20 protein-coding genes are annotated in these 23,797 nt (G+C 61.6%); 12 read left to right on the forward strand and 8 right to left on the reverse strand.

Going from position 1 to position 23,797, the window contains the following annotated elements:
• Positions 1-85: 85 nt before the first annotated feature.
• The 6 genes from ACZ51H_RS14645 to ACZ51H_RS14670 all read right to left on the reverse strand — a co-directional run bounded on the left by ACZ51H_RS14645 (position 86) and on the right by ACZ51H_RS14670 (position 5,244).
• Positions 86-361 carry a response regulator transcription factor gene (locus ACZ51H_RS14645; protein WP_449469565.1) on the reverse strand — a complete coding sequence of 92 codons (276 nt, stop codon included), beginning with the start codon at positions 359-361 and terminating at the stop codon, positions 86-88.
• Between the two features lie 2 nt (positions 362-363).
• Complete coding sequence (locus tag ACZ51H_RS14650; protein WP_464803428.1) at positions 364-789, reverse strand: response regulator; 426 nt, start codon at positions 787-789, stop codon at positions 364-366.
• Between the two features lie 34 nt (positions 790-823).
• Positions 824-1,462 carry a response regulator transcription factor gene (locus ACZ51H_RS14655; protein WP_464803429.1) on the reverse strand — a complete coding sequence of 213 codons (639 nt, stop codon included), beginning with the start codon at positions 1,460-1,462 and terminating at the stop codon, positions 824-826.
• Positions 1,431-3,218, reverse strand: coding sequence for a PAS domain S-box protein (locus ACZ51H_RS14660; RefSeq protein ID WP_464803430.1), 1,788 nt, complete (start codon positions 3,216-3,218; stop codon positions 1,431-1,433). The genes ACZ51H_RS14655 and ACZ51H_RS14660 overlap by 32 nt, the downstream gene beginning before the upstream one ends.
• A gap of 645 nt (positions 3,219-3,863) precedes the next feature.
• The gene (locus ACZ51H_RS14665; RefSeq protein WP_196226904.1) at positions 3,864-4,517 is read right to left on the reverse strand and encodes a BON domain-containing protein; all 654 of its coding nucleotides are present in this window, start codon (positions 4,515-4,517) and stop codon (positions 3,864-3,866) included.
• A complete protein-coding gene (locus ACZ51H_RS14670; RefSeq protein ID WP_464803490.1) occupies positions 4,489-5,244 on the reverse strand; it encodes an ATP-binding protein in 756 nt (251 codons plus the stop codon). Before ACZ51H_RS14670 ends, ACZ51H_RS14665 begins: the two co-directional genes overlap by 29 nt.
• Positions 5,245-5,442: 198 nt before the next feature.
• Between ACZ51H_RS14670 and ACZ51H_RS14675 the strand changes: the two genes are divergently transcribed.
• Positions 5,443-8,124 carry a bifunctional acetate--CoA ligase family protein/GNAT family N-acetyltransferase gene (locus tag ACZ51H_RS14675; protein ID WP_464803431.1) on the forward strand — a complete coding sequence of 894 codons (2,682 nt, stop codon included), beginning with the start codon at positions 5,443-5,445 and terminating at the stop codon, positions 8,122-8,124.
• Between the two features lie 14 nt (positions 8,125-8,138).
• Here ACZ51H_RS14675 and ACZ51H_RS14680 read toward each other — a convergent pair whose 3' ends face one another.
• A complete protein-coding gene (locus ACZ51H_RS14680) occupies positions 8,139-9,119 on the reverse strand; it encodes a lysylphosphatidylglycerol synthase transmembrane domain-containing protein (protein WP_464803432.1) in 981 nt (326 codons plus the stop codon).
• 181 nt (positions 9,120-9,300) lie between these two features.
• On the opposite strand from ACZ51H_RS14680, the gene mgtA reads away from it, so the two are divergent.
• The 7 genes from mgtA to ACZ51H_RS14715 all read left to right on the forward strand — a co-directional run bounded on the left by mgtA (position 9,301) and on the right by ACZ51H_RS14715 (position 17,437).
• The gene (gene mgtA / locus ACZ51H_RS14685; RefSeq protein WP_464803433.1) at positions 9,301-11,907 is read left to right on the forward strand and encodes a magnesium-translocating P-type ATPase; all 2,607 of its coding nucleotides are present in this window, start codon (positions 9,301-9,303) and stop codon (positions 11,905-11,907) included.
• A 19-nt stretch (positions 11,908-11,926) separates the two neighbouring features.
• Positions 11,927-12,907: a zinc-dependent alcohol dehydrogenase family protein gene (locus tag ACZ51H_RS14690; protein WP_464803491.1), complete on the forward strand. Its 981-nt coding sequence runs from the start codon at positions 11,927-11,929 to the stop codon at positions 12,905-12,907.
• A gap of 440 nt (positions 12,908-13,347) precedes the next feature.
• Positions 13,348-13,842, forward strand: coding sequence for an Hsp20/alpha crystallin family protein (locus tag ACZ51H_RS14695; RefSeq protein ID WP_460988568.1), 495 nt, complete (start codon positions 13,348-13,350; stop codon positions 13,840-13,842).
• Positions 13,843-13,903: 61 nt separating this feature from the next.
• Positions 13,904-14,902, forward strand: a complete 999-nt coding sequence (locus ACZ51H_RS14700) for an efflux RND transporter periplasmic adaptor subunit (RefSeq protein WP_464803434.1) — start codon at positions 13,904-13,906, stop codon at positions 14,900-14,902.
• Positions 14,899-16,149, forward strand: coding sequence for an ABC transporter permease (locus ACZ51H_RS14705; RefSeq protein WP_464803435.1), 1,251 nt, complete (start codon positions 14,899-14,901; stop codon positions 16,147-16,149). The genes ACZ51H_RS14700 and ACZ51H_RS14705 overlap by 4 nt, the downstream gene beginning before the upstream one ends.
• Positions 16,146-16,838, forward strand: a complete 693-nt coding sequence (locus ACZ51H_RS14710; RefSeq protein WP_464803436.1) for an ABC transporter ATP-binding protein — start codon at positions 16,146-16,148, stop codon at positions 16,836-16,838. The genes ACZ51H_RS14705 and ACZ51H_RS14710 overlap by 4 nt, the downstream gene beginning before the upstream one ends.
• 215 nt (positions 16,839-17,053) lie before the next feature.
• Positions 17,054-17,437, forward strand: coding sequence for a group II truncated hemoglobin (locus ACZ51H_RS14715; protein WP_464803437.1), 384 nt, complete (start codon positions 17,054-17,056; stop codon positions 17,435-17,437).
• 42 nt (positions 17,438-17,479) lie between these two features.
• On the opposite strand, the gene ACZ51H_RS14720 is transcribed toward ACZ51H_RS14715, so the two are convergent.
• The gene (locus ACZ51H_RS14720; RefSeq protein ID WP_464803438.1) at positions 17,480-18,166 is read right to left on the reverse strand and encodes a hypothetical protein; all 687 of its coding nucleotides are present in this window, start codon (positions 18,164-18,166) and stop codon (positions 17,480-17,482) included.
• 271 nt (positions 18,167-18,437) lie between these two features.
• Between ACZ51H_RS14720 and ACZ51H_RS14725 the strand changes: the two genes are divergently transcribed.
• The 4 genes from ACZ51H_RS14725 to ACZ51H_RS14740 all read left to right on the forward strand — a co-directional run bounded on the left by ACZ51H_RS14725 (position 18,438) and on the right by ACZ51H_RS14740 (position 23,776).
• Positions 18,438-19,355 (forward strand): VOC family protein, encoded by a 918-nt coding sequence (locus ACZ51H_RS14725; protein WP_464803439.1) that lies wholly within the window; start codon positions 18,438-18,440, stop codon positions 19,353-19,355.
• Between the two features lie 17 nt (positions 19,356-19,372).
• Complete coding sequence (locus ACZ51H_RS14730; RefSeq protein WP_464803440.1) at positions 19,373-20,566, forward strand: flavin-dependent monooxygenase; 1,194 nt, start codon at positions 19,373-19,375, stop codon at positions 20,564-20,566.
• Between the two features lie 17 nt (positions 20,567-20,583).
• A complete protein-coding gene (locus tag ACZ51H_RS14735; RefSeq protein WP_464803441.1) occupies positions 20,584-21,663 on the forward strand; it encodes a Rieske 2Fe-2S domain-containing protein in 1,080 nt (359 codons plus the stop codon).
• Positions 21,664-21,832: 169 nt separating this feature from the next.
• A complete protein-coding gene (locus ACZ51H_RS14740) occupies positions 21,833-23,776 on the forward strand; it encodes a flavin-containing monooxygenase (RefSeq protein WP_464803442.1) in 1,944 nt (647 codons plus the stop codon).
• The last annotated feature ends 21 nt before the right edge of the window (positions 23,777-23,797 follow it).

The raw sequence follows: 23,797 nt of genomic DNA on the forward strand, positions 1-23,797 counted from the left end.
CGAAATCGGTGGCAATAGGTATTGGGGAATATACGAAGTGTCAGGCGGGCCGGGCATGGTAGCAGACGGCTGCCTTTGAGAACAGCTATGGGGTCAGGGCGTTGTCGACGCTTGGGCGTGGCAAGCCCTTGAGAAGATAAAGCGCAACAAGCTGGGCAACCGATCGCACTTCCAGCTTGCGCATCAACCTGGCGCGATGGACTTCGACGGTCCTGTGGCTGATGCCCAGCAACTCGCCGGTCTGCCGATTGGTAAGGCCATTGGCGACCGCCACAAGCACTTCACGCTCGCGCCGCGTCAAAAGGTCCAGGGCGACAGCGGAAGAGCGTCGCTGTGGCTGCTTCTTGGTTATGCCCGTCATGGTCACACCTGCGAACCCACGTCCCGCGTCGTCGCATCGATAACCGCATTGACGAGCGAAGACTCCTTGCAAGGCTTGTCGAGCACTGCATCAAAGCCGTGCGCGATTGCCTTCTGCATCAATTCGGTCGAACCGAACGCGGTCACCATTATGGCCCGCCCCTTCCATCCCGCCGAGCGGAGCGCAGCCAATACCTGAAGGCCGTCATGCCCCGCCATCAGGTAATCGGTCACCAGACAAGCCGGATTATTCGCCTTCACCTCGGCGATCAACAATTCCGGTATCGCGAAGGAGCGGACGTTAAACCCTCGTCCCTGCAACAGGAGTTGCATCGACCTCCTCGATCCCGCGTCGTCGTCCAATATGACTATGGGGATTGGTAGACCGGCCATTGTCTTCGCGCCTTGCGCCGCAGGATTCAACAACATACGCGAGTGGTGGCACGGCGGCGTCGCTACGTCTTTAAGTATTGATCCCAGTCAGGTTCTTCTGTCCCATCCTCGCGGCAAAGGCGATCCGCAGCGCATCTGACAGGCTGTGGACATGCAGTTTTGTCATGAGGTTAGCCCGATGCACCTCCACCGTCCGCGAAGATATGCCAAGATCATAGGCGATCGTCTTGTTGGGAAGGCCCTGAGCAAGTCCTTCCAGCACTTCCCGTTCGCGCGCCGTCAGGGCGCCGATGATCACGTCGGCACTGGCGGCCTGTGCCGCTGCACCCTGGGCAGAGCGGACGCGGCCGAAAGCGCGCTCGATCGCGTCGATCAATATGGTCTTTTCAAACGGCTTTTCCAGAAAATCGACCGCACCCGCCTTCATCGCCTGCACGGCCACCGATACCTCGCCATGACCGGTCATGATGATGACAGGCATCGTGATCCCGCGCTCCGCCATGGTCCGCTGTACCTCCAGACCGTCAATCTGGGGCATGCGGACATCCAGCAGGACACAGCCCGCCTCCACCGATCGCAAATCCTTCAAAAATGCGGCCCCGGAACGCCACGCCTCGACCGCATAGCCGGAGGTCTTGAGCATGTAGCCGACCGATCGCCGTATGGAATCCTCGTCATCAACGATGTGAATGAGCTGCCTGTCGGTCATAGACATCCTCCGCCTGCGCTCGAATGAGGGTGAAATGGAAATCGGTGCCCTGCCCCTTTTGCGTATCCATCCATATTTTGCCGCCATTCACTTCCACGATCGTCCGGCATATGGACAGACCCAGGCCCATCCCTTCCGGTTTGGTGCTGACAAATGCGGTGAACAGCTGCTTGGCGACGCCTGGCGCCATGCCGCAACCGGTGTCCGATACGGTGACCTGGATGTTGCCTTCCTTTTCGGCACGGCTCGAAATGGTGAGCCTTTTAATCGGGCTATCGACCATCGCTTCGCACGCATTCCGAATAAGATTGATAAGGACCTGCTGAATCTGAACCTTATCGACCAGCACGGGTGACGCACCGGGATCGAGATCGAAATGCGCCTCAATCCCCATCTCCCTCGATCCCGCGAGTCCTAGCACGGAGGCTTCATTCACAAGGTCGGGCAAGCTTTCGATGGTCTTTTCCACCTCGCCTCGCGAAACAAATTCCCGAAGTCGACGCACGATCTGCCCTGCCCTCAAAGCTTCGCTGGCGGCTTCCCCCAGCGCTTCCCGCATCATGGGCCATTCGCTTTTGTCGGGGCTGGTCATCTGATCGCGAACCGCCTCGACATAATTTGCAACCGCCGCGATCGGTTGATTAAGCTCATGCGCCAGCGTTGAGGCCATGGTGCCCATCGCACTGACCCGCGTGACGTGGATGAGTTCGGCCTGCAAGGTCGCCATCTGCTGCTCAATCATACGCCGCTCGGTAAGATCGCGGATGAAGCCGGTGAATATCCGCTCATTTCCCCGCAGCGCTTCCCCGATGTACAATTCCATCGGAAAGAGCGATCCATCACCGCGTCGGCCAGATACCACCCGTCCCTTGCCAATGATCCGCTTTTCACCGGTTTCCAGATAACGGTGGATATAGCTGTCATGACGCTCTCGATCCGGCGACGGCATGAGCATCCGCACATTCCTGCCCAACACCTCAGATTCCGTGAAACCGAAAAGCGCCTCTGCCGCGGCGCTGAACGAAAGCATCTTGCCGCTTTCGTCAATCACCACCATCGCGTCCGGGACGGTGGACAAGATGGCGGTTAATTGGCTTTCGTGGGCGCGCAACCGATCTTCGGCGGAACGCTTTTCGGTGATGTCGGAAATGATCTTCGCAAAGCCCCGCAGTTCCCCGCCTTCGCCGTAAAGAGCCGTCCAGCTGACGGCAGCAAGGAATTCCGACCCATCCTTGCGAAGACGCCAATCCTCCTCCTCGAATCTCCCTTCTTTGCGTGCACGCTCGATGTCGGCTTGCGGCTTGCCGACAGCAACGGCTTCGCTGGGATAGAAGAGGGCGCTTGGCTGGCCCAGGATTTCTTCCTCGGTCCATCCCTTGAGCCGCTCGGCCCCGCGGTTCCAGATCGTGACATGACCGATCGGATCAAGCATGTAGATGGCCAGGCCTTGAGCACCGTCGATCAACAGGTTCAGTTCCATGGCCATCTGTTCGCTGGCCTTCGCCGCCAATTCAGCCCGCTCCAAACGCAGGTTGGCCTTATGAACGAAACGGATCACAAGAATGATGATGGCGGCAGTGGCGCCAAACATGACCACTTCGAATATGTCGCGCACTTGGACTGCGGGCCTGCCCATGAAAAGGAAGTTCGCGGCGATGCCGAGCAATGTGGCAAGGATTGCCGGCCCTTCACCCACCCACAGCGCGACGGCCATGACGGCGACGATAAATGGCATATAGGCCGACCTGTCGCCCATCCAGGGGCTAATAACGCCCGCACCGCCGATGCGATTGCAACAGCGAGGACAATCGCCGCAAAGCCAGCCAAGGGCGCGGTTATCCGTTTGAACACTGCCTCACCTGTCGAAGGAATTCACTTCGCTTATACGACGCTATCTCTTCCAGGCTCGCCAAGAAATACGAACTGATAAATGCCGATTTAAAATTATGAAAATCAACATGATTATTTTTCAGTTCTAAGTTTCTGCTCCAATAGGATTCGTACTGACGGCTGTACTTCTCATCGACTCACTACCGTTCACGGCAGATGAGCGTTGCTCGACTTAGGCAAGTTTCCAAAGGAGGCCGGGTCGCGCGCTCCATAATGTGAGTTCGGTGGAGGATCGACACGCACGCGCCAAGCATATTTCTGAGGGTGGATCGCGCGTCGCTGCAGTCGCCTGTCATCCCGGCAGTTTGGCGACGATCATGGCAACGATTGCTATCATGAGTCCGAAGAAAAGCGCCGTGAGGAAGATGGCGTCAACCGATTGCCGCAAGCGATCCACGAAAGACATGATGTTCTCCATCAACTCGGCCGACAGCCAAAAGGCAGGATAAAATGCACAAGCCCCCGATGAACGTCATCGATAGTGCCATTGGGTTCACCGGGGGCTATCCGATCAGTAGCTGACCAAGATATTATCCTCGACCTTGGTCACGCCAGGAGCAGCCCAGGCCGCCCGCTCGGCGACGCCACGTTCATGCCAGGCCTTCACCCGGCCACCCAGGCGAACCGTATTGCCGTCTGTAAAAATGGTGACACCTGCGGCATCCAGATCCGCCTGGCGCTTGAATGCAGCAATGATCCGTTCACGGATGTCCGAAGTAACGGGCAGCTTCTTTACCTCGATCAGGTTGCTAACCCCTGTTACACCCGAAATTCTAGCGGTCGCCTTCCTCGCCTCGTCGCTTTGATAATGGAAGTCCACCGTGCCGGAAAGCGTGACCCAGCCTTTCTCCACCTTCACATTGATTTTCTCGTGAGGGATGGCGACGTTCCAGGAAAACATGTCGAGGATACGCTTGGCGATTTCATGGTCGGCCGTGTGCGGCTCGGACTTGAAGCGGACCTGGATTTCCTCGGCGATGGCCTTGACGCCGCTGACGCGCCTCGTCGCCTTTTCGGCAGCAATCTTTTCAACATAGTTGGTCACATAGCCCGACAGGGTCACGACCCCATCGTTCACCGCCACGCCGATGTCTGCGTGATCGACGCTGGGATCCCATTCAAGTTCGTCCATGACGTCACGCTGCAACTGTCCGTCGGTTTTCATCACAACTCTCCTTGTCCCGGGGGAATGCGCGCCATTCTCGGGCGCGTGATTTGCTGACGGCGCGGAACGCCACCGGCAAAAGCATGGCGACTACCGTACCGACTCCTGCCTCGGCACTGCCGCGGATCAACAATCTGCCATCCATGTCGCGGATTGCCCGCCGAATTCGGTTTAGTCCCATTCCGCGGCCCGGTTGCCTGGCACCGGCCTCTGGCATGCTGCCATTCATCAGGAGTCCAGGGCCATCGTCGGCGACCACAAGCCAAATCCAATCGCCGATCCTGCGGCATCGAAGCACTATTCGGCGCGCGCCAGCAGATCGTGCGTTCGCGACAAGCTCCAGCACCACCGCTTCAAGGTCGGCGGGGTCGGCGCTCACAAGAGCGGCTGGTACGGCTACCTGCGTGTCGATCTCCAAACAGGCGGAAGGGCGAACGACGGCCTGGAGAAGGGTAGCAGCATCGGCCACTTGCGCACCGACATCCAACAGGCGAGGCTCCTCCCGAACCTTCTTCGAGAGCAACCGGGAAGTCAGTTCACCACCCCGCACGGCGGCGGCGCCCAGGGCGCGCAGCAGCTTGTCTCGTTCCGATCCGGAAAGCTTCTTGATTAGCAGATGCTGGATGGAGGTGATCACGGCGAACAGGTTGCGAAGATCGTGAACGATCTCTCGCGCAAGATCCTGGCTCGATAGGCCAGCCTTTAAGTCGCTCGAGTCCCGCATCATCGCCTCCACACTGTTCGAGACGATTTTAGGAAATGCGTGCTGCCTCCCTATTCGCAACTTCCCGTAAGTAGCCTTTCTTCAAATCTCGTTCGGGGGGATTGGCCTGCGGCATTTACGAATGTCGGCCAGAGCAGCGCATCCCCTAGGATCACTCAGGCAAGCGCCAGCGGCGCATCTGAGTGAAAGGCTGTACGAGCCATGACGATCCGCAACCTGTCGCCCCTTCTTCATGCCAAAAGCATAGTTCTGGTCGGAGCATCGGAGCGCAAGGGAGCCGTCGGCACCCTGGTGCTCGACAATCTGCTTGCCGACGGATTTGAAGGCACAGTCTATGTCGTCAATCCGCATCCGGTCGCCCGACAAGGCGCGACATGGTTCGCGACCATCGACAGCCTCCCGGAGGCGCCTGAACTAGCGATCGTCATGACACCAGCATCGACAGTAGCTCCGATCATCGATCAGTTGGGGAGGCTCGGCACGCGCTGCGCCGTGATCCTTTCAGCCGGGCTGACCGATGCTGGCGGCCTTCGCGGCGAGGTGATGGACGCAGCGAAGCGACATGACCTACGGATCGTCGGCCCAAATTGTCTTGGCATCATGTCTCCCCATGCCAGGATCAACGCCACCTTCGCACGCACCCCGGCAAAGCCCGGCCATCTGGGCCTCATATCCCAAAGCGGCGCGCTGATTACCGCCGTGCTCGATTGGGCGCAGACCCGCAGCGTCGGGTTTTCCGCCATCATCTCGGCCGGAGACATGGCCGACGCTGACCTCGGCGACCTCATCGATCTTCTTGCAACCGACCCGCACACCCATGCCATTCTTCTCTACGTCGAGGGCGTAACCCAGGCGGCTGAATTCATGGTGGCGGCACGGGCAGCGGCGCTCACCAAGCCCATCATCGCGATCAAGGCCGGAAAGAGCGAGCTCGCAGCCCGGGCAACGCTGTCTCACACCGGCGCCATGATCGGTGCCTATGATGTCTATGAGGCGGCCTTCGCCAGGGCGGGCATCCTGTTGGTCGACAGCCTCACCGAGCTTTTCGACGCCGCCGAAATCCTCTGCACCTGCAAGCCCATCGCTGACAACAGGCTGGCGATCCTCACCAATGGCGGGGGAGCGGGTATATTGGCTGTCGATGCGCTTGCACGAACCGGCGCTCAGCTCGCCGAGCTGACCCCGGAAACGCAGGCAATGTTTGAGAAGGACATGCCCGCCGATTGGTCACGCAGCAATCCCGTTGATGTGCTGGGCGATGCCGACGCGACCAGATACAGCGTCGCGTTGCGAGCCATCTTGCGGGACGAGGCAAGCGACGCAGTGCTGGTCATGAACTGCCCCACGGCACGCAGCGAAGCGGGTGAGACGGCGCTGGCGATATGCCGGGAGGTCGCCACGGCGGCACAAGAACGCATATGCAAGCCCGTCCTTGCCTGCTGGCTCGGCGACACAAACGCCAATGCCGTAAGGTCCATATTTACGGCGGCAGGCATCCCCGTCTTTTCCACGCCAGATGACGCCGTGCGCGCCTTTGGCTATCTAGCGCAGGCGCGCCGCATTCGCAGAAGCCTGACCGATGCACCCGCGCAAACGCGCGAGGTGAAGGCCGACCGCGCCGCCGCCCGCGCCATTATCGCCAGCGCACAGTCGGACAAATGCACATTGCTGTCCGAGCTCAAGGTGAAGCAGCTGCTGGAAGCCTATGGTGTCCCCATCGCGCCAACCCGCTTTGCCGCGTCCGCGCAAGCGGTGGAGGAAGCCTGCTGCTCGCTGAGCGCCCCCTATGCCGTCAAGATCGTCTCTCGCGATCTACCGCACAAATCGGATGTGGGCGGCGTGGCGCTCAACCTGCCCGATGCTCACGCGGCAGTTGCGGCCGCACAAGATATGGAACGGCGGATACAGCGCGATTTCCCGGACGCGCGCATCCAGGGCTTTGCCGTGGAAGACATGATCAAGGCCGAGGGGGGCACCGAGATGATAGTCGGCATCGCGACCGATCCGACATTCGGCCCGATCATCATGACGGGCGCGGGCGGCACCGCTACGGAGCTTCTGCGCGACAAGGCTATCGACCTTCTTCCCCTCGACCATGCGGGCGCACGTGCCCTGATTACGCGAACACGCATCTCGGCCATGCTTGCCGGATACCGCAACGTGCCGCCCGCCGATGTGGAGAGCCTCGCCGATGTGCTGGATGCCGTGTCTGCGATGGCGGTCGATCTGCCCGACCTGCTCGAACTCGACATCAACCCCCTGTTGGTAAGCGCCGCAGGCGTCATCGCGCTGGATGCGCGGGCGCGTATCACCGCTGAACCAGCGCCTCAATCGCGCCTCGTGCTGCGCGCGCCGCCGGGAGGCTGGGCTTCCGACCTTGTGACGGAGCATGGCGTCCGTTTTCATGTACGACCGGTACGGCCGGACGACGAGGCGGCTGTCGCAAGCTTCTTCGATCATGTTTCAGCCGAAGACCTGCGCTTCCGCTTCATGTCGGGCCTCCCCAAGGTGCGGCATGAGCAGATCACCATGATGACACGGGTGGACTATATCCGGACGATCAGCTTCCTGGCCTTGGGTGAAGAGGGTGGAGAGGTCATTGCGATCGCCATGCTGGCGACGGACCCCGACCGCAGCCGGGCGGAAATCGCGCTCACCACGCGGACGGACAGTAAAGGCAAGGGGATAAGCTGGACATTGTTCGAACATGTGCTGCGCTATGCAAAATCGGAAGGCATCGACATGGTTGAATCGGTCGAGTGCGCCGATCATGACGCGGCGCTGCGCATGGAGCGTGAGCTGGGCTTCGTAACGATCGTCGATCCGGACGACCCAACCATTCGCATCGCCAGAAAAGGCATGGCGGCGGCCGATCCTGGCTGAAGGCCGCAGCATCGCTATCGAAATTGCCTGCTCCGTGCAGACCGCTTTTTCGCGACGCCACGGATCATCACAATGCCGGGCATGAGCGGCAGCCAAAGCGTGAACAGCCGCAGCAGCATGGTCGCGGCGAAGGCTGCCTCCAACTCCACGCCGAGAAGATGCAGCATCGCGACCGCTGTCGCTTCGAAGCTGCCAAGGCCCAGCGGGATTGGCCCCAGCGTTGCGATGACCGACGCCATGATCAGGGCAATGAACGCCGTCCCGAACGCCGCCTGCTGATTGAGGCTGTGCAAGCACGCGAACAGCGTCCCGGCATCGGCCAGGAAGATCATCGCATTGCACGCCGTGACGGTCAGGGTGAGCCGCGTGTCTCGCAAGAGCGCGGCTGGCGCCTGCGCGACGGTTTCGAGCAACCGGCGCACGAAGTCGATATGTTCGATCCGGTCCGGCAATGGCCTGCTCCCCCGGCGGCGAAGCCACAAGGCGAGCGAAGGGATCGCGAGGGCAACGAGGAGAAAGATCGTGACGACCCCCGCCATCAGCGGTGTGGCGCGGTCGTGAAGCCAGAGCAGGATCAGGGTCACGAGCGCGAAGAAGGCATAGGCCGCATAGAAGCCGATCATGGACAAAAGGAGAGCGGCCACCGCCGTTCCCTTCGGCACGCCAAGCGCCCTCAGTTGATCTACCAGCAGGATGTTCCCACCCATGCCAGCGCTGGGCAGAACCTGATCGGCAAACAGCTTGGTCAGGGCGATTCGCATCAGGGGCCGCAAAGGCTGGGGCGTCCGCGCACGCCGCAACACTGCCGCCCATCCGCCTGCCACGCTTGCATAGGTTGTCAGTTGAAGCACAAGCGCGAGGCCGATCCAGCCCGGCTCGGCTTCACGCAGCAGGGCCGCGAACCGCCTCACCTCTCCCCAGCGGGCGACGGCGGCGATAAGACCCGCGGCGATAAGGATCGCGAGAAACCAGCTTCGCCATCGAGCAGACGCCATACCCTCCTCCAGTCCCGACGACACCCCGCGCGCTCCTGACTGCGAACAGCACAAGACTCATCGACTTTACGCGCGCCTTCGACCCGGCGAACCTCGGACAGCTACGTAGCTTAACGGATTAGAGCCGGGATCAGCATGGGTCATGTCATCCTGCTCGATCCGCTGGTTTTTTGGAGCTGCGATGGCTTTTTCCATTCCCTTGCCGTTCCGACAAGCGGCTCATCAAAGGCCGGGCAGCGATCCTTCTTACGCCGCCATCAATCCTGACAGCGCAATGAACCAGGTCGCCGCCGAATATTGGCGGATGCCCGTTGAGCAAAGCCTTGTCGCGCTCGTCGCAAAAGAAGGCGGCCTCTCCTCCGAGGAAGCCAACCGCAGATTGGCGGTCGCTGGCCCCAACATCCTGTTCGAACGATCCCGGCGCCACGTTGCCGCAGATCTGGCGCGAAGGCTTGGCAACCCGTTGGTGCTGATGCTGCTTGCCGCCGCTGCCGTCGCGGGCGTGATGGGCGACATGGCGAGCTTCCTGCTGATCCTTGCCATGGTCCTGCTGTCCACGATCCTCGACACGGTGCAGGAACGACGCGCCGAAGCTACCGCCGCAGCGCTCAGGGAAGCGATCGCTCTCACCGCCCGAACACTGCGGGATGGGGCCGCTGTCACTCTGCCCGTGCGCGATCTGGTGCCGGGGGACGTTGTCATGCTCGCGGCGGGGGATCTGATACCCGCCGATGGACTCGTGCTGTCGGCCAACTCGGCTCAGGTCAATCAGGCCGCGCTGACCGGAGAGCCCTTCCCGGTCGAAAAGTCGCCGACTGTGGAACCCGATGCGTCCATGGCCGTGGCAAGAAACCTTCTGCTGCACGGCAGTTCGATGATCGGGGGCAGCGCGCAGATGCTGGTCGTCCAGACGGGCGATCGCACCCATTTCGGCGGGATCGCCCGGTCGCTGGGCGATGAACAGCCACCGACCGCCTTTGAGCGAGGAATCCACCGGCTGGGGCTGCTGATCGTGCGGATGACGATCTTCCTCGTCCTGTTCGTCATCCTGGCTCATCTGGCGCTCGGCCGACCACCGGTGGAATCCTTCCTGTTCGCGATGGCGCTGGCGGTTGGTCTTACGCCCGAACTGCTGCCGATGATCATGACAATCGGTCTGGCGCGCGGAGCGCAGCGCATGGCTGCGGCGAAGGTGGTGGTGAAACGGCTTTCGGCAATCCACGACCTGGGTGAGATGGACATATTATGTACCGACAAGACGGGTACGCTCACGGAGGCACGGATCATGATGACCGGCCATCCGGGGATAGACGGCGCCGACAGTGAACGCGTGTTCGAACTGGCCGCGGTCAATGCCCGGTTCGAAAGCGGCCTGCGGAGCCCGCTGGACGACGCACTGCTCGCGCACACGGGACATCATCCGCTCACCGGATGGCGCAAGCTCGACGAGCGTCCGTTCGATTTCGAACGGCGGCGGGTTTCGGTGCTGGCGCAATGGGAGAGCGAGAGGGTCGAGATCGTCAAGGGCGCGCCGGAAACGATCCTTGCCCTTTGCGATCAGGCCGAAGCGGCAGATGGCAGGATCGTGCCGCTGGACCCCGCGTTGAAGGGGCGGCTCATGACACTGCATGACGATAATGCCAGCCAGGGCCTGCGTCTGCTGGGCATCGCCTGGAAAGCGGCGGCGGGCCGTGAGCGCATCGAAACGGACGATGACGACCATCTGATATTTGTGGGCTTCTGCCTTTTCCTTGATCCGCCCAAAGGCTCGGCTGCCGCCGCGATCGGACGGCTGGAGGCGGCGGGCGTCGCCACCAAGGTCATCTCAGGCGACTCCGCCGCTGCCGTGCAGCATCTTATGGCCGCGCTCGGACGGCCGGTTTCGGGCCTCCTCACCGGCGATCAGATCGCCGCGCTCGATGACGAGGCGCTGGCAGTGCGTGTTGTGGAGACGGACCTTTTCGCCCGCATCACCCCCGACCAGAAATTGAGGATCGTGCATGCGCTTCAAGCGCGCGGACATATTGTCGGATTCCTCGGCGACGGCATCAACGACGCGCCCGCGATCAGGGCAGCGGACGTCGGCCTTTCGGTGGATGGCGCCACCGACGTGGCTCGCGAGGCTGCGGACATGATCCTGCTGGCGCCTGATTTGTCCGTTCTCACCGACGGCGTGGCGGAAGGACGCCGCACCTATGCCAATATCCTCAAATATATCCGCATGGGCACCAGCTCCAATTTCGGCAACATGCTGACAATGGCGCTCGCGTCCCTGTTCCTGCCCTTCCTGCCACTGACGCCAGTGCAAGTCCTGCTCAACAACATGCTCTATGATCTCTCCCAAACGGGCATCCCGTTCGACCGTGCGGAGAAAAGCGATCTTGCGGCGCCCCATGGCTGGAACATGCGGGCCATCGTCCGCTTCACACTAATCATGGGACCTTTGTCGTCGCTGTTCGACATCGCGACCTTTGCCGCGCTGATCGCGCTTTTCCATGTCGATGTGCCAACATTTCGCACCGCATGGTTCATCGAGTCCATGGCAACCCAGATACTGGTGGTTTTTGTCATTCGCACGGCAGTGCCACTATGGCGGCAACGGCCCCATCGACTGCTGGTGACGACCGCCGGGCTTTGCCTGTGCACAGCGATCGCGATACCCTTTCTACCGATCGCCCCAGCATTGGGCTTCGTCGCGCCAGGCCTTCCCATCGTCGCCATCACGACCATATTGGTTGCCGCTTACCTGCTGTCCGCCGAAGCGCTCAAGCGCGTGGCGATGCGTTAGGAGGCCGTGCATGAGCGCAATGATTGCCATGCAGATCAGAACCGTCCGGACTCCCCTGATCCGGATCGAGCGTCCCGTGCCCCATCCGGGTCCCGGCGAATTGCTGATCGAAGTGGCTGCCTGCGGGGTTTGCCGAACCGATCTGCATGTGCTCGATGGCGAGATCCCCGCGCGTTATCCGATCATACCAGGACACGAAATCGTCGGTCGCGTCGCAGCGATCGGGGTCGGCGTGGAAGACTTTGCAATAGGCCAGCGGGTGGGTGTCCCGTGGCTGGGACATACATGCGGTCAATGTCCCTACTGCCAGGCAGGAAAGGAAAATCTCTGCGACGCACCGCTCTTCACCGGCGCCACGCGGGATGGTGGTTATGCCAGCCATGTGATTGCCGACGTCCATTATTGCTTCGACCTGCCCGATCGTTTTTCCGACGTGGAAGCCGCGCCGCTCCTTTGCGCCGGCCTGATCGGCTGGAGAGCGCTGCGGCTGGCCGGCCCTGCGCCGGTCATAGGTCTGTATGGATTTGGCGCCGCGGCGCATATTCTCGCACAGGTCGCCCGGCATCAGGGACGCACTGTCTATGCCTTCACCAAGGATGGCGATGAGGATGGACAGGCGTTCGCGCGTTCGCTGGGCTGCGAATGGGCAGGCGGTTCTTCCGACGATCCGCCAGCGCCACTTGATGCAGCGCTGATCTTCGCACCCGCAGGAGAGTTGGTGCCGCGTGCACTGCAAGCGGTCAGGAAAGGCGGCCGCGTCATCTGTGCCGGTATCCACATGAGCGACATTCCTTCATTCCCCTATGCCGACTTGTGGGAGGAAAGGCAGATATGCTCGGTCGCCAATCTGACGCGAGAAGACGGCACCTCCTTTTTCGAACTGGCAGGTGACATCCCCCTTCACACCGTCACGGAGACCTTCCGGCTCGAAGATGCTAATGACGCGCTGCAACGGTTGCGAACAGGCAAGATCAAGGGTGCCGCAGTCCTCGTGCCCTGATCCATGAGTTCGTGACTCTACTTATGGCGCCACTTCGCGCGCAGGGCGACACTCCCACCCGGAGTCTTGTTAGGGAGGACTGTTCATGCGCCGCTCTTTCATCGCCGGTGCCGGTTTCTTGAACCTGATGTTCATTGCCGGTGTATCGGCACAGACTGCACAACCGCACGCCGGGCACCACCCGGCCGAAGCAGCGGAGAGCGCCCCGTCTGCGGTAGCGGAGCCCCAGCATGATTGCCCCGTGATGAAGGATGAAGGCGGCCACAGGATGCCCTCCGATGGCATGCATCCGCCATCGGAGTGCATGGGATCAGCTCAGCAGATGCCCGACGGCATGCAACATTGCAGCGAGATGCACAGCCCGGTGGCTTCCCAACAGCCGCAACAGCCCAGACAATGACGGGGCGAACCGCCACGCACAAAAAAGCAGGAGAAAGACAATGACCGACTTTCGTTCGCTGATTCCCTTTGGACGCACCGGGATGTTTCGCACCGGATTTGATCCGCTCGCCGATCTGCGCAAGGAAATGGATCGCCTGACCGATGACTTCGGCCGCGGCTGGATCACCAGCGATGCTGGCGACCGCAAGGGCTTTCTCCTGCCCAAGGTGGACGTTGCCGAGACGGACGGCGGACTTGAATTGACCGCCGAACTGCCTGGTTTTGACGAGAAGGATGTGTCCCTGGATGTTCATGACGGCATACTCACCATCAAGGCCGAGCATAAGGAAGATCGCGAAGAGAAGGACGAAAAGAAGCATTATCATCTGATCGAGCGCAGCCGGGGAAGCTTCTTGCGGCGGGTCGCCCTGCCCTTCGAAGCGGATGCCGACAAAGCCAGCGCGCATCTGGAAAAAGGGCTTCTAAAGGTCATCGTTCCGCGTCTCGCGACTGAGGCAAGCAAGCCACACCAGATCCCGATCGGATCGAAGTAGAACGCGACTGCTGAACCGATACGGGCACGCAATGATTTCAGCATGATGCTATAGAGGGGGCATGAAACGCATTGCGCTCTGGCTGTTGCCGCTGGCGCTGCTGGCGGCGGCGGCAGTTTATTGGCTGCTCGCCGGGCGAGCGCACGACGTCACTCTCATGCCCGTTCGTGTCGGCGATGCGGTCGAACTGGTCTATGCCACCGGCTTTGTCGAGGCGGAACATCCTGTCACCATATCCGCGCGCCTCACCGCCCCTGTCCGTCAGGTGCTGGTGGAGGAAGCGCAGCACGTGGGGCGCGGCCAGCCGCTCGTCCTGCTGGATGACGAGGAACAGCGCCATGCGGTACAACAGGCGACGGCGCAGCGCCGCGTTGCCTTGCAGGAGGAGCGGCGCACGCTCGCGCTGTTCGCCAAAGGATGGGTCACGCGGGCCGCCCGTGATTCCGCCGTTGCCGCAGCCGACAGTGCAAAGGCGGCGGAGGAAGGCGCGCGTGCCCGCCTCGATCAGATGGTGGTGCGGTCAGGCATCAACGGCATCGTCCTACGCCGCGATGTGGAACCGGGCGATCTCGCAACCCCCGGCCGCGCGCTCATGACGCTGGGCGATCCTGCCAGCGTCCGAATTACCACAACGGTCGATGAACGCGACGTGCCGAGGATTCGGGCGGGCCAGGCGGCGCTGATGTCCAGCGACGCCTGGCCCGGTCGGGTGCTGCATGGCCAGGTCCGCGAAGTGACGCCCGGCGGCGATCCTGAACAGCGCGCCTTCCGCGTTTATATCGTTACCGACCAGCGTCTGGCGCTGCCGCTCGGGCTGACGTTGGAAGTCAACATCGTCACCCGGCGCGCGGATCGCGCGCTGCTGGTGGCGACGAGCGCAATAGAGGACGGCAAGGTCTGGGTCATCCGCGACGGACGCGTTCATGCACGGGCGGTGCGGACTGGGATCGCAGGGTCCGGCGATGTCCAAATCCTTTCAGGTCTATCGCAGGGCGAAATGATCGTGAGAGCGCCCGAGGGCAAACTGTCGGACAATATGCGGGTGCGGGTAACGCGATGAGCGGGCAGCTCCGGCTGTTGGCAAGCATCGCCGCCCGGCATCTAGTAGGTCGGCGCCGACAGACTTTGGTGGCTGTGAGCGGCGTTGCGGTAGGCGTTGGCTTCTTCCTGGCCGTCTCCGCGATGATGATTGGCAGCCAGAATGATTTCATCAAGACGTTGATCGACGCGGCGCCGCACATCATCATTTCCGACGAGCTGCGAAGCCCGCCGCCGCAACCGGGCGTCAGATTATACAAAGGTGCGGCAATTGACCTACGCCATTATAAGGTCCGCAACGAAGTGCGCGGGCTGAAAGGCTGGCCGGAGATACTGCGGGCCGTCAATGCGCTGCCCGGCGCGGTCGGCTCACCCAGCCTGACGGGCGCGATCACCCTGCGCAGCGGCGGGCGGGAGGAGGCGTTGACGATCGTTGGCGTCGATCCGGCGGTCGAGGAGAAGGTCAGCGCCATCGAAGACAAACTGCGCACGGGACGCCTCCGCGATCTGGAAAGCACGCAAGGCGGCATCATCATCGGCGAGGAAATGGCGCGGCGGCTCGGCCTTGCCATGGGCGATGTCGTGGGTGCAACCTCGGCATCGGGCAACAACCGTTCGCTCCGCATCGTCGGCCTGTTCAAGCGCGGCCAGACACAGCTGTCCTCTTCGCTCGGCTATGTGCTTCTGCGCGAGGCGCAATCTCTGCTCGGCCGCCCCTTCATCATCAACCGCATCGGCGTGCATCTGGACGATCCCTATGGCGCGCAGCTCATCAGCCGACGCCTGGAAGAGCGCTTTGCCTACAAGGCCGAAAGCTGGGAGGAGCGATCCGCAGACTTTCTCTCGCTACTCGTGACCCGCAATGTCATCATGTACAGTGTCGTCTCGGCGATCCTGCTGGTCGCCAGCTTCGGCATCTACACCGTCGTGTCGAACAGTGTGTCGGACAAGAGACGCGACATTGCGATCATGCGCTCCATCGGCTTTTCCGAAGGCGACCTCCAACTGATTTTCGTGTTCGAAGGGTTGGCGCTGGCGCTGGTCGGAATCTTTGTCGGATGGCTGCTCGGATATGGATTGCTGGCGATACTGGGTTCCCTCCACTTTCCCATCGGCGGCGACAATGAACGTCTGCCGCTCGATCGATCGGCCCGGCAATATGTGATTGCCGCTGCGGCATCGCTGTTTTCGGGTGTGATCGCGGCCTGGCTTCCCGCGCGCAAAGCGGCACGGGTCAATCCCGTCGATATATTGCGGGGCGCGGTATGAACGCGATCATGCAGGCGCAGGGGCTTTTCCGCGAACTGGCCGGAACACCCCCAGTAACGCTGGTTGCCGATGTTTCGCTGACGATTGATCCGGGCAGCTTCGTCGCCATCGTCGGGCCGTCGGGCTGTGGCAAATCCTCCCTCCTCTATCTACTGGGGCTGCTGGACCGCCCGACCGAAGGGTCCCTACTGTTTGAAGGGCGCGACATGAACGCGCTGGACGGCGACGAGCGCGCGCAGATCCGACTCACGCATTTCGGCTTCGTGTTCCAGTTTCACTTCCTGCTGCCCGAGTTCACCGCACTCGAAAATGTGATGCTACCGATGCGCAGACTGGGCCGACTGTCGCCAGCACAGGCGCGGGAGAAGGCGCAGAGCCTGATGGCCACCGTAGGCTTGGCCAAGAAGATGGACAAGACGCCCAACCGCCTGTCGGGCGGGGAAAGACAGCGCGTGGCGATCGCCCGAGCGATCGCGAACAATCCCGCGCTGGTGCTTTGTGACGAGCCCACCGGCAATCTCGACAGCCAGAACAGCGCCCACGTGGTCGAAATGTTTCGCGCACTCGCCCATGATCAGGGCCGCGCAGTTGTGTGCGTGACCCACGATCCCGACGTCGCTGCCGCAGCCGATGTGCAGATATCGATGCTGGACGGCCGTATCAGCGGAACCGACATTCGATCGCGATGAACGAGAACTCAAACCCTCAGTCCCGCTGAAATCGCTGATTTTGACGCACGTCAATTCGTCGCCGGGACTGAAGATTTAATGTCTTTGGAAAGGAGACATTAAATGGATCAGTTGTTTGGCCTTTACTTCCCGCATTTCGTCGCTGGCCTGATGATCGTGTTCATGCTCGTTCTGGGCGGCCTCAGCATCCAGGACGCCATTCGCGGCGACCGGAATTGAGCGAAGGCCAACCGCCCTTCCACGCCGTGGGCGGACGCGAAGGGGTCAGCAGGATCGTGGATCGATTCTATGACCTCATCGACTCCGTCGCCGCCTATCGCGACCTGCGGGCGATGCATGCCGATGACCTGACGCCTATGCGGCGGTCGTTGAGCGGGTTTCTGTGCGGCTGGCTGGGTGGCGACAGCGACTGGTTCGCGGCCAACCCCGGTAAGTGCATGATGACGCTGCACGCCCGCTTTCCCATCACCGATGCCGTTGCCGTTCAATGGACGTCGGCGATGCGGCAGGCGATGGAGGATTGCGACGTCGAAGAGCATCTGGCGGCGCGCATTGGCGGCGTCTTCGACGCTATGGCGTCGGCCATGGTTCGCGCCTGATTCTGACTGCCCCCGTGCATGTCGCCGGGGGCAGTTCTTGCGTCACCGGCTGGCATCCGAAACCGCAAGGATGTGGTCCGCACGGCCGGGGAAGATGTAATCGAACTCCAGAACCACGCCGCCGCCCAAAGGGCCATCGACGATCAGGTCTGTCTCGCAAAAGGCCTGCACGCCATTGCGCCCGTAGGTGTAGCGCGTGACGCCTCTATAGACCGGTGATGCATCAAGCCGGGCGTCGATCTCCGCGTCGCCCGGCTGAGCGCGATTGACCAGAAACTTCAATCGCCCGGCAAAGCGCGCGTCATTGGCCTCCAGCGCCTGGAGCGCCAGATAGCGATCTTCCAGCTGCTCAAGCGATGCATGAAGGAACCCAACATGAAAATCATATTCGGGATCGGCTGCCTGTGCTGCCCGATAGGCTGAAACAGCGGGATGCTCGCTATCGGTGCCGAACCCCAGCGCTTCGCGCGCCGCGATCAGCAGCGCCGCTGTCGCCGCCGGTAGCGGGCTGAGATAGACGATGTTGTCCCCGCCATTGGGGGCAAGGACATTGGTGGTGAAGCGATAGAATATGCCGCCTTGCGGCAGTTCCATTTGCTGGGTCTTCATGAGCCCGGCGGTTTCCAGCAGCAACGCAGCCGCCGGACCATCTTCGGGCCGGGGATAGTGCAGGTTAACGTGGCTGATTGTCTGCGCCGCCTTTGCGCGCATGGTCGATTGGACGTTCATGCTGTTCCTCACTGCCGCAGCCTCGAACACGCCCGGTCCCCAGATAGGAAGGCGAAGTCGCCTCACGCGCCTTGAGGCAGGTCAAATTTCAAATACGCGCGTAGAATTTTGTTCTATTTGTAACGAAAATTGTCGCTGAAATGGCGCATAGACCGCGAATGATCGGAGATACGCCGCTTCACGAAAACGAAAATTCCTGAAATTTGATGGTGATCAATTCCCTCCTAGTCGTCCCGGTTCATCATGGCCCCACAACCGACTGGAGGACGACATGGAAGTCGCGGCTCTCGCCTACAGCATCATTACGTCCCGCGATCTTCAGCAATGGGTCCGCTTCGCCGAGGACATCGTGGGATTTTCCGTTGAGGCGCTTCCCGGCGGCTTGGCGCTGCGCATTGACGAGCGCGCGGGGCGGCTGTTCATTATCGAAGGCGATCGCGACGGCTATTGCGCCAGCGGCTGGGAAGTGCGCAACGAACAGCAATATGTCGCGGCCTTGGCGACCCTGGACGCACGCGGCGTCGCCTACACCCATTCGACGCAGGCGGAACGCGCGCTGCGCCATGTGACCGACATGGTCTGGTTCCGCGATCCTTCGGGCAATCGCCATGAAATCAGCTATGGCTATGTCAGCAGCTTCGCGCCCTTCTGTTCCCCGCAAGGCGTGCGCTTCGTCACCGGTGATCTTGGCTATGGCCATGCGGTGTTGCCTGCGCCCAATATAGTGGAGACGCGTCGCTTCCTGGCAGACCTACTCGGCCTTGGCCTGTCCGATTTCATGGTGCACCGCCCCGCAGGGGACGGTGGCCCCGAGATGCGGATCGACTTCCTGCATTGCGCCAATGGCCGTCATCATAGTCTGGCCCTATTCGAAGGGGAGGTGCCATCAGGCTGCGTCCATCTGATGGTGGAGGTCGCGACGATCGACGAGGTCGGCCACGCCTATGACCGCATGCTGGCGTCCGGAGCGCGGCTGATGGCGACGCTGGGCCGCCACACCAACGATCACATGATCAGCTTCTATGTCGAAACGCCCGGCGGCTTCGCGCTGGAATATGGCTGCGGCGGGCGGGTCATGGACTGGGACCATCACACCGTTTTCGAAAGCACATCGGCCAGCCTGTGGGGCCATGATTTCAGCGTCGGCTTCGGCGCCGACGAACAGGCAAAACTGGCCGACGCGGCCTGATCATAAGGAGAGGGAATATGACGCTTGCCAACGCGACCACAGCGCCCGCCATGGCCGATCTTGTTGATCGGGCGGCGGCGCTCGTGCCGGTCCTGCGCGAACGCGCCGACGCCTGCGAAGCGGGCAACAAGGTGCCGGACGACACCATCCGCGATTTCCAGGATGCTGGCTTTTTCAAGATACTCCAGCCTCGCCGGTCCGGCGGATATGAGATGGATATCGAAACCTTCTACGCGGTGCAGATGAAGCTCGCGGAAGGCTGCATGTCTTCCGCCTGGGTGCTCGGCGTCGTCGCCGTGCATAACTGGCAGCTCGCCCTTTTCGACGCTCAGGCGCAGGAGGATGTGTGGGGCAAGGATAACACCACCCTCATCTCCTCCTCCTACATGCCGCGCGCGCAGGTCACGCCGGTCGAGGGCGGCTATCGGATCAGCGGGCGCTGGGGATTTTCCAGCGGCGTCGATCATTGCGACTGGGCGTTTCTGGGCGGCCTAGTCAACGATCCCGAGACGGGAGAGCCGGACTTCTGGACCTTCCTTGTCCCCCGCGGCGATTTCAAGGTGCTGTCGATCTGGGACACGATCGGCCTTGGCGGCACGGGCAGCCATGACGTGACGGTGGAGGACGCCTATGTCCCCGCCTACCGCACCCATCGGTCGAAGGATGGCTTCGCCTCCACCAACCCCGGCGCAAAGGTCAACCCCGGCCCACTCTACAAGCTGCCGTTCGGGCAGGTCTTTGTCCGCGCCGTATCCTCCTCGTCCATCGGAGCGCTGCAAGGCGCGCTCGACTGCTTCGTCGAGAAAGGCGCAAAGCGCAGGAGCGCCAATAGCGGGGTAAGCGCCTCGGCCGATCCCGATGTGCAGATGGTGATCGCCGAAACCCGCGTGGCGATTGACGAGATGAAGACCATTCTGTTCCGCAACTTCGCGCACCTCACTGAAAAGGCGCGCATGGGCGAGCAGGCGGACCTTGAAACCCGTCTCCACTATCGCTTCCAATCGGCGCAAATTTCCGGCCGCTGCTGCGCATTGATCGCCCGCATCTTCGCGGCCAGCGGCGCGGAAGCCATTTATCGCGGCAATCCGATCGCCCGCGCCTTTTGCGACATTCATGCTGGGCGAGCCCATGTGGCGAACAATCCGGGCGTGGTCGGCCGCAACTTCGGCGGCGTCATGCTCGGTGCGCCGAACGGCGACAGCTTCATCTAAGAGGAAGGGCAGAGATCATGGCAAAGACAGCCGAATATGGCCTGGGCGAACTGACCTTCCCCCGTGGCTGGTTCATGGTGGCGACCGCAGATGAGGTGACGCCGCAGCCGCAGCCCGTTCGCTTCTTCGGGCAGGACATGGCGCTCTATCGTGGCAAGAGCGGACGCGTCGTGCTGCTGAACGCTTATTGCCCGCACATGCGCGTCAACATCGCGCGCAACAGCACATCCTATGTCGTGCGCGACGGCAATCAGGTGGAGGGGGATTCGATCCGCTGCCCCGCCCATGGTTGGCGCTTCACCCCCGAAGGCCAATGCGACGACATCCCCTATTCCACGCGCAGCATCCCCAAGGCAGCCTGCATCAAGTCACATAAGGTTGTGGAAAAGGCCGGTTGCATCTGGATGTGGCATGACATGGAAGGGGGCGAACCCGACTATGACCTGCCCGATTTCGCCGAATGGGACCGCACCGGCGAAGGATGGGTCCGCTGGCAGGTGGACCCTCTCGGCACCTTGCCGATCCACCCGCAGGAAATCCTCGACAACATGACCGACTATGCGCATTTCGCGCCGGTCCATGGCTCCTCGGGCAATGTCTTTTTCGAAAATGAATTTGACGGTCCCATCATGCGCCAGCGCTTTGCGTCGGGCCACCGTACGCTGGTGGATGGCAGCGGGCTGCTGGAAACCGACACTTGGTACACCGGCCCCGGCATCCTGCTGTCCCGCATGGAGGGCAAGCATCCCTCGCTCATGATGATCTGCAACACGCCGGTCGAGGATGGCGAGGTGCGCGTCTGGTTCGCCGTGATGGCGCAGACCGCTGCGAACGGCGAAGCTACGGCAGAGGAACGCACCACCGCCCGCGCCTATCATGAGGCAGGGCTCGCCGCTTTCTCGCAGGATTTCGAACTGTGGAAATATAAGGAAGCAGCCATAAACATCCTTCAGGTGCCGGACGACGGACCGTTCCACAAGGGACGGCTATGGTATCGCCAATTCTACAATCCGCACGCCCGCGCGGCCGAATTCCAGAAGAGGGTCAACGGCGTCCATACCACCGTGGACCTGCGCGGCAGCAAGGCTGCGGCCTGAAATCCCATAGCTGAGTGATCGTCGGCGGAGCTTCTCTCAGGCCGCTCCGCCGCTGCCATATGCACTGCCCGATTTTGACGCACGTCAATTTGTTCGCGCAAAGTAAGTATATACTCACATCTTGAGCGAACCGGCATTTCTGCCGCCGCGCACCAAGAGAGGAGCGAAGATGAACGCGCATAGCCAGCCACATCCGGCGACCACATGCCCCCTGCCCATCGCCGACCGCGATGGACTTCGCTGGGCGCTGCAGGACGCCAACCTGCCTAGCCTGCTGATGGTTTACACGACCTATGCGCAGGACCGCGAATATCTGGACAGTTTCGCGCCCTACCTGACCGGCATCTACACGGCAGAAGCGCCGTCGAACGTGCCGGACGAAATGGCGCAGGATCTGCGGGATCGCCTCTTCACGCTGTTGACCAACCCGACGCCGCCGGTGGAACGCCCGATCGATCCTGAACTGCTACGCCGGATGATGGGCGTCAGCGTCGGCGAAGATGTCGATCCCACGATCATGCCGGTGCTTTACGACCAGATGGGCTTTGAACGCCCGGTGCCGCGCAAGGACATGCCCGGCCGCATCCATCCGCCCGCCGGCTTCCGCGTGCTGGTGATCGGCGGCGGCATGACGGGCATCGCCGCAGGCATCAAGCTCGGCGAGGCCGGCTATGACTACACGATCATCGAGAAGAACTCTGACCTTGGCGGCACATGGCTGGAAAACCGCTATCCCGGCGTCGGCGTCGATACGCCCAGCCACTTCTACTCCTATTCCTTCGAACTGAACCCCGATTGGAGCAGCTACCATCCGAAGGGGCCGGAGATTCACAGCTATCTGACCGGCGTAGCCGACAAATATGGCATCCGCGATCATGTCCAGTTCGGGACGAAGGTGCTCGCCACCCGCTGGAGCGATGCGGACAGCAACTGGCAAGTCACCTTGCAGGATGTGAAGACCGGCGCGGAACGGGTGGAAGTGGTCAATGCGGTCCTGCTCGCCCATGGCGTTCTGAACCGCTGGTCCTTCCCCAATATCCCCGGCCTGGACAGCTTCAAGGGCACCAAGATGCACACCGCCGGATGGGACCCGGACATGGACCTTACCGGAAAGCGCGTGGCGGTGATCGGCACGGGCGCCAGCGCCGCCCAGCTCGCGCCCGCAATCGCTGACAAGGTCTCCAGCCTCGTCATCTTTCAGCGCTCCAAACATTGGGTGCTCAATAACCCGGAAATCACCGCCCCGGTGAATGACAATATCCGCTTCGCGCTGCGCAACATTCCCCATTACAAGGAATGGTTCCGCTTTCGCGTTTACTGGTTCACCGGCGACGGTCTCTATGGCAATGTGAAGAGGGACCCGAACTGGCCCAACCAGGACGTCTCGATCTCTGCTCAGAATGACGGCGCGCGCAGCTATGCGCTGCAATATATCCATCGCAAGCTGGCGGGCCGTCCCGACCTCATTGAAAAGGTCGTTCCCGACTATCCGATCTTTGGCAAGCGCATCGTTCTGGACGCCGACGGCGGCTGGCTCGACACTTTGCTGAAGCCCAATGTCACGCTGGAAACCGACCCCATCGATCATGTCGAGGAAAATGCGATCGTCACCAAGAGCGGCCAGCGCTACGAAGTCGATGTGATCGCGCTCGCCACCGGCTTTGAACTGGCCCCCGCGCTCGGCCCGCTCAAGGTTTATGGCCGGGGCGGCTGCGATCTGGCGGCGGCATGGGGCAAGGACGAGGCGCGCGCCTATCTGGGCGTGATGGCTCCCGCCTATCCCAACTTCTTCATGACGCTTGGGCCGAACAGCGCGCCCAACCATGCGGCGGGCGTCAACATGGTTCTGGAAGCGCAGATCCACTATATCGTCGAAGCGCTCGACAGGATCGTGGCCGCTGGCGGCAAGGCGATCGAGCCGACGGAGCAGGCCTATCTCGACTGGAACGAGAAGGTCGATGAGCAAATGAAGCAGATGGTCTGGACCCACCCCAAGGCCAAAAGCTATTATCTGAACAGCAAGGGCCGCAACTATGTGTCCTGCCCGTTCAAACTCGCCGAGTACTGGAACTGGACACGCAATCCTGATCCGGAAGCGATGGTCATTTCCTGAGCTTCAACAGAAGGCAGCAAG

The organism is Sphingobium sp. TomMM15 (genome assembly GCF_055397045.1).

Excerpts from the sequence above, each read along its gene's own strand:
- ACZ51H_RS14730 (WP_464803440.1), top strand. The coding sequence starts at position 19,373 with ATGACGCTTGCCAACGCGACCACAGCGCCCGCCATGGCCGATCTTGTT.
- ACZ51H_RS14665 (WP_196226904.1), bottom strand. The coding sequence starts at position 4,517 with ATGAAAACCGACGGACAGTTGCAGCGTGACGTCATGGACGAACTTGAA.
- ACZ51H_RS14720 (WP_464803438.1), bottom strand. The coding sequence starts at position 18,166 with ATGAACGTCCAATCGACCATGCGCGCAAAGGCGGCGCAGACAATCAGC.
- ACZ51H_RS14655 (WP_464803429.1), bottom strand. The coding sequence starts at position 1,462 with ATGACCGACAGGCAGCTCATTCACATCGTTGATGACGAGGATTCCATA.
- ACZ51H_RS14700 (WP_464803434.1), top strand. The coding sequence starts at position 13,904 with ATGAAACGCATTGCGCTCTGGCTGTTGCCGCTGGCGCTGCTGGCGGCG.
- ACZ51H_RS14690 (WP_464803491.1), top strand. The coding sequence starts at position 11,927 with ATGATTGCCATGCAGATCAGAACCGTCCGGACTCCCCTGATCCGGATC.
- ACZ51H_RS14725 (WP_464803439.1), top strand. The coding sequence starts at position 18,438 with ATGGAAGTCGCGGCTCTCGCCTACAGCATCATTACGTCCCGCGATCTT.
- ACZ51H_RS14740 (WP_464803442.1), top strand. The coding sequence starts at position 21,833 with ATGAACGCGCATAGCCAGCCACATCCGGCGACCACATGCCCCCTGCCC.
- ACZ51H_RS14695 (WP_460988568.1), top strand. The coding sequence starts at position 13,348 with ATGACCGACTTTCGTTCGCTGATTCCCTTTGGACGCACCGGGATGTTT.
- ACZ51H_RS14705 (WP_464803435.1), top strand. The coding sequence starts at position 14,899 with ATGAGCGGGCAGCTCCGGCTGTTGGCAAGCATCGCCGCCCGGCATCTA.
- ACZ51H_RS14670 (WP_464803490.1), bottom strand. The coding sequence starts at position 5,244 with ATGATGCGGGACTCGAGCGACTTAAAGGCTGGCCTATCGAGCCAGGAT.
- ACZ51H_RS14735 (WP_464803441.1), top strand. The coding sequence starts at position 20,584 with ATGGCAAAGACAGCCGAATATGGCCTGGGCGAACTGACCTTCCCCCGT.
- ACZ51H_RS14660 (WP_464803430.1), bottom strand. The coding sequence starts at position 3,218 with ATGGGCGACAGGTCGGCCTATATGCCATTTATCGTCGCCGTCATGGCC.
- ACZ51H_RS14650 (WP_464803428.1), bottom strand. The coding sequence starts at position 789 with ATGTTGTTGAATCCTGCGGCGCAAGGCGCGAAGACAATGGCCGGTCTA.
- ACZ51H_RS14680 (WP_464803432.1), bottom strand. The coding sequence starts at position 9,119 with ATGGCGTCTGCTCGATGGCGAAGCTGGTTTCTCGCGATCCTTATCGCC.
- ACZ51H_RS14710 (WP_464803436.1), top strand. The coding sequence starts at position 16,146 with ATGAACGCGATCATGCAGGCGCAGGGGCTTTTCCGCGAACTGGCCGGA.
- ACZ51H_RS14675 (WP_464803431.1), top strand. The coding sequence starts at position 5,443 with ATGACGATCCGCAACCTGTCGCCCCTTCTTCATGCCAAAAGCATAGTT.
- mgtA (WP_464803433.1), top strand. The coding sequence starts at position 9,301 with ATGGCTTTTTCCATTCCCTTGCCGTTCCGACAAGCGGCTCATCAAAGG.
- ACZ51H_RS14645 (WP_449469565.1), bottom strand. The coding sequence starts at position 361 with ATGACGGGCATAACCAAGAAGCAGCCACAGCGACGCTCTTCCGCTGTC.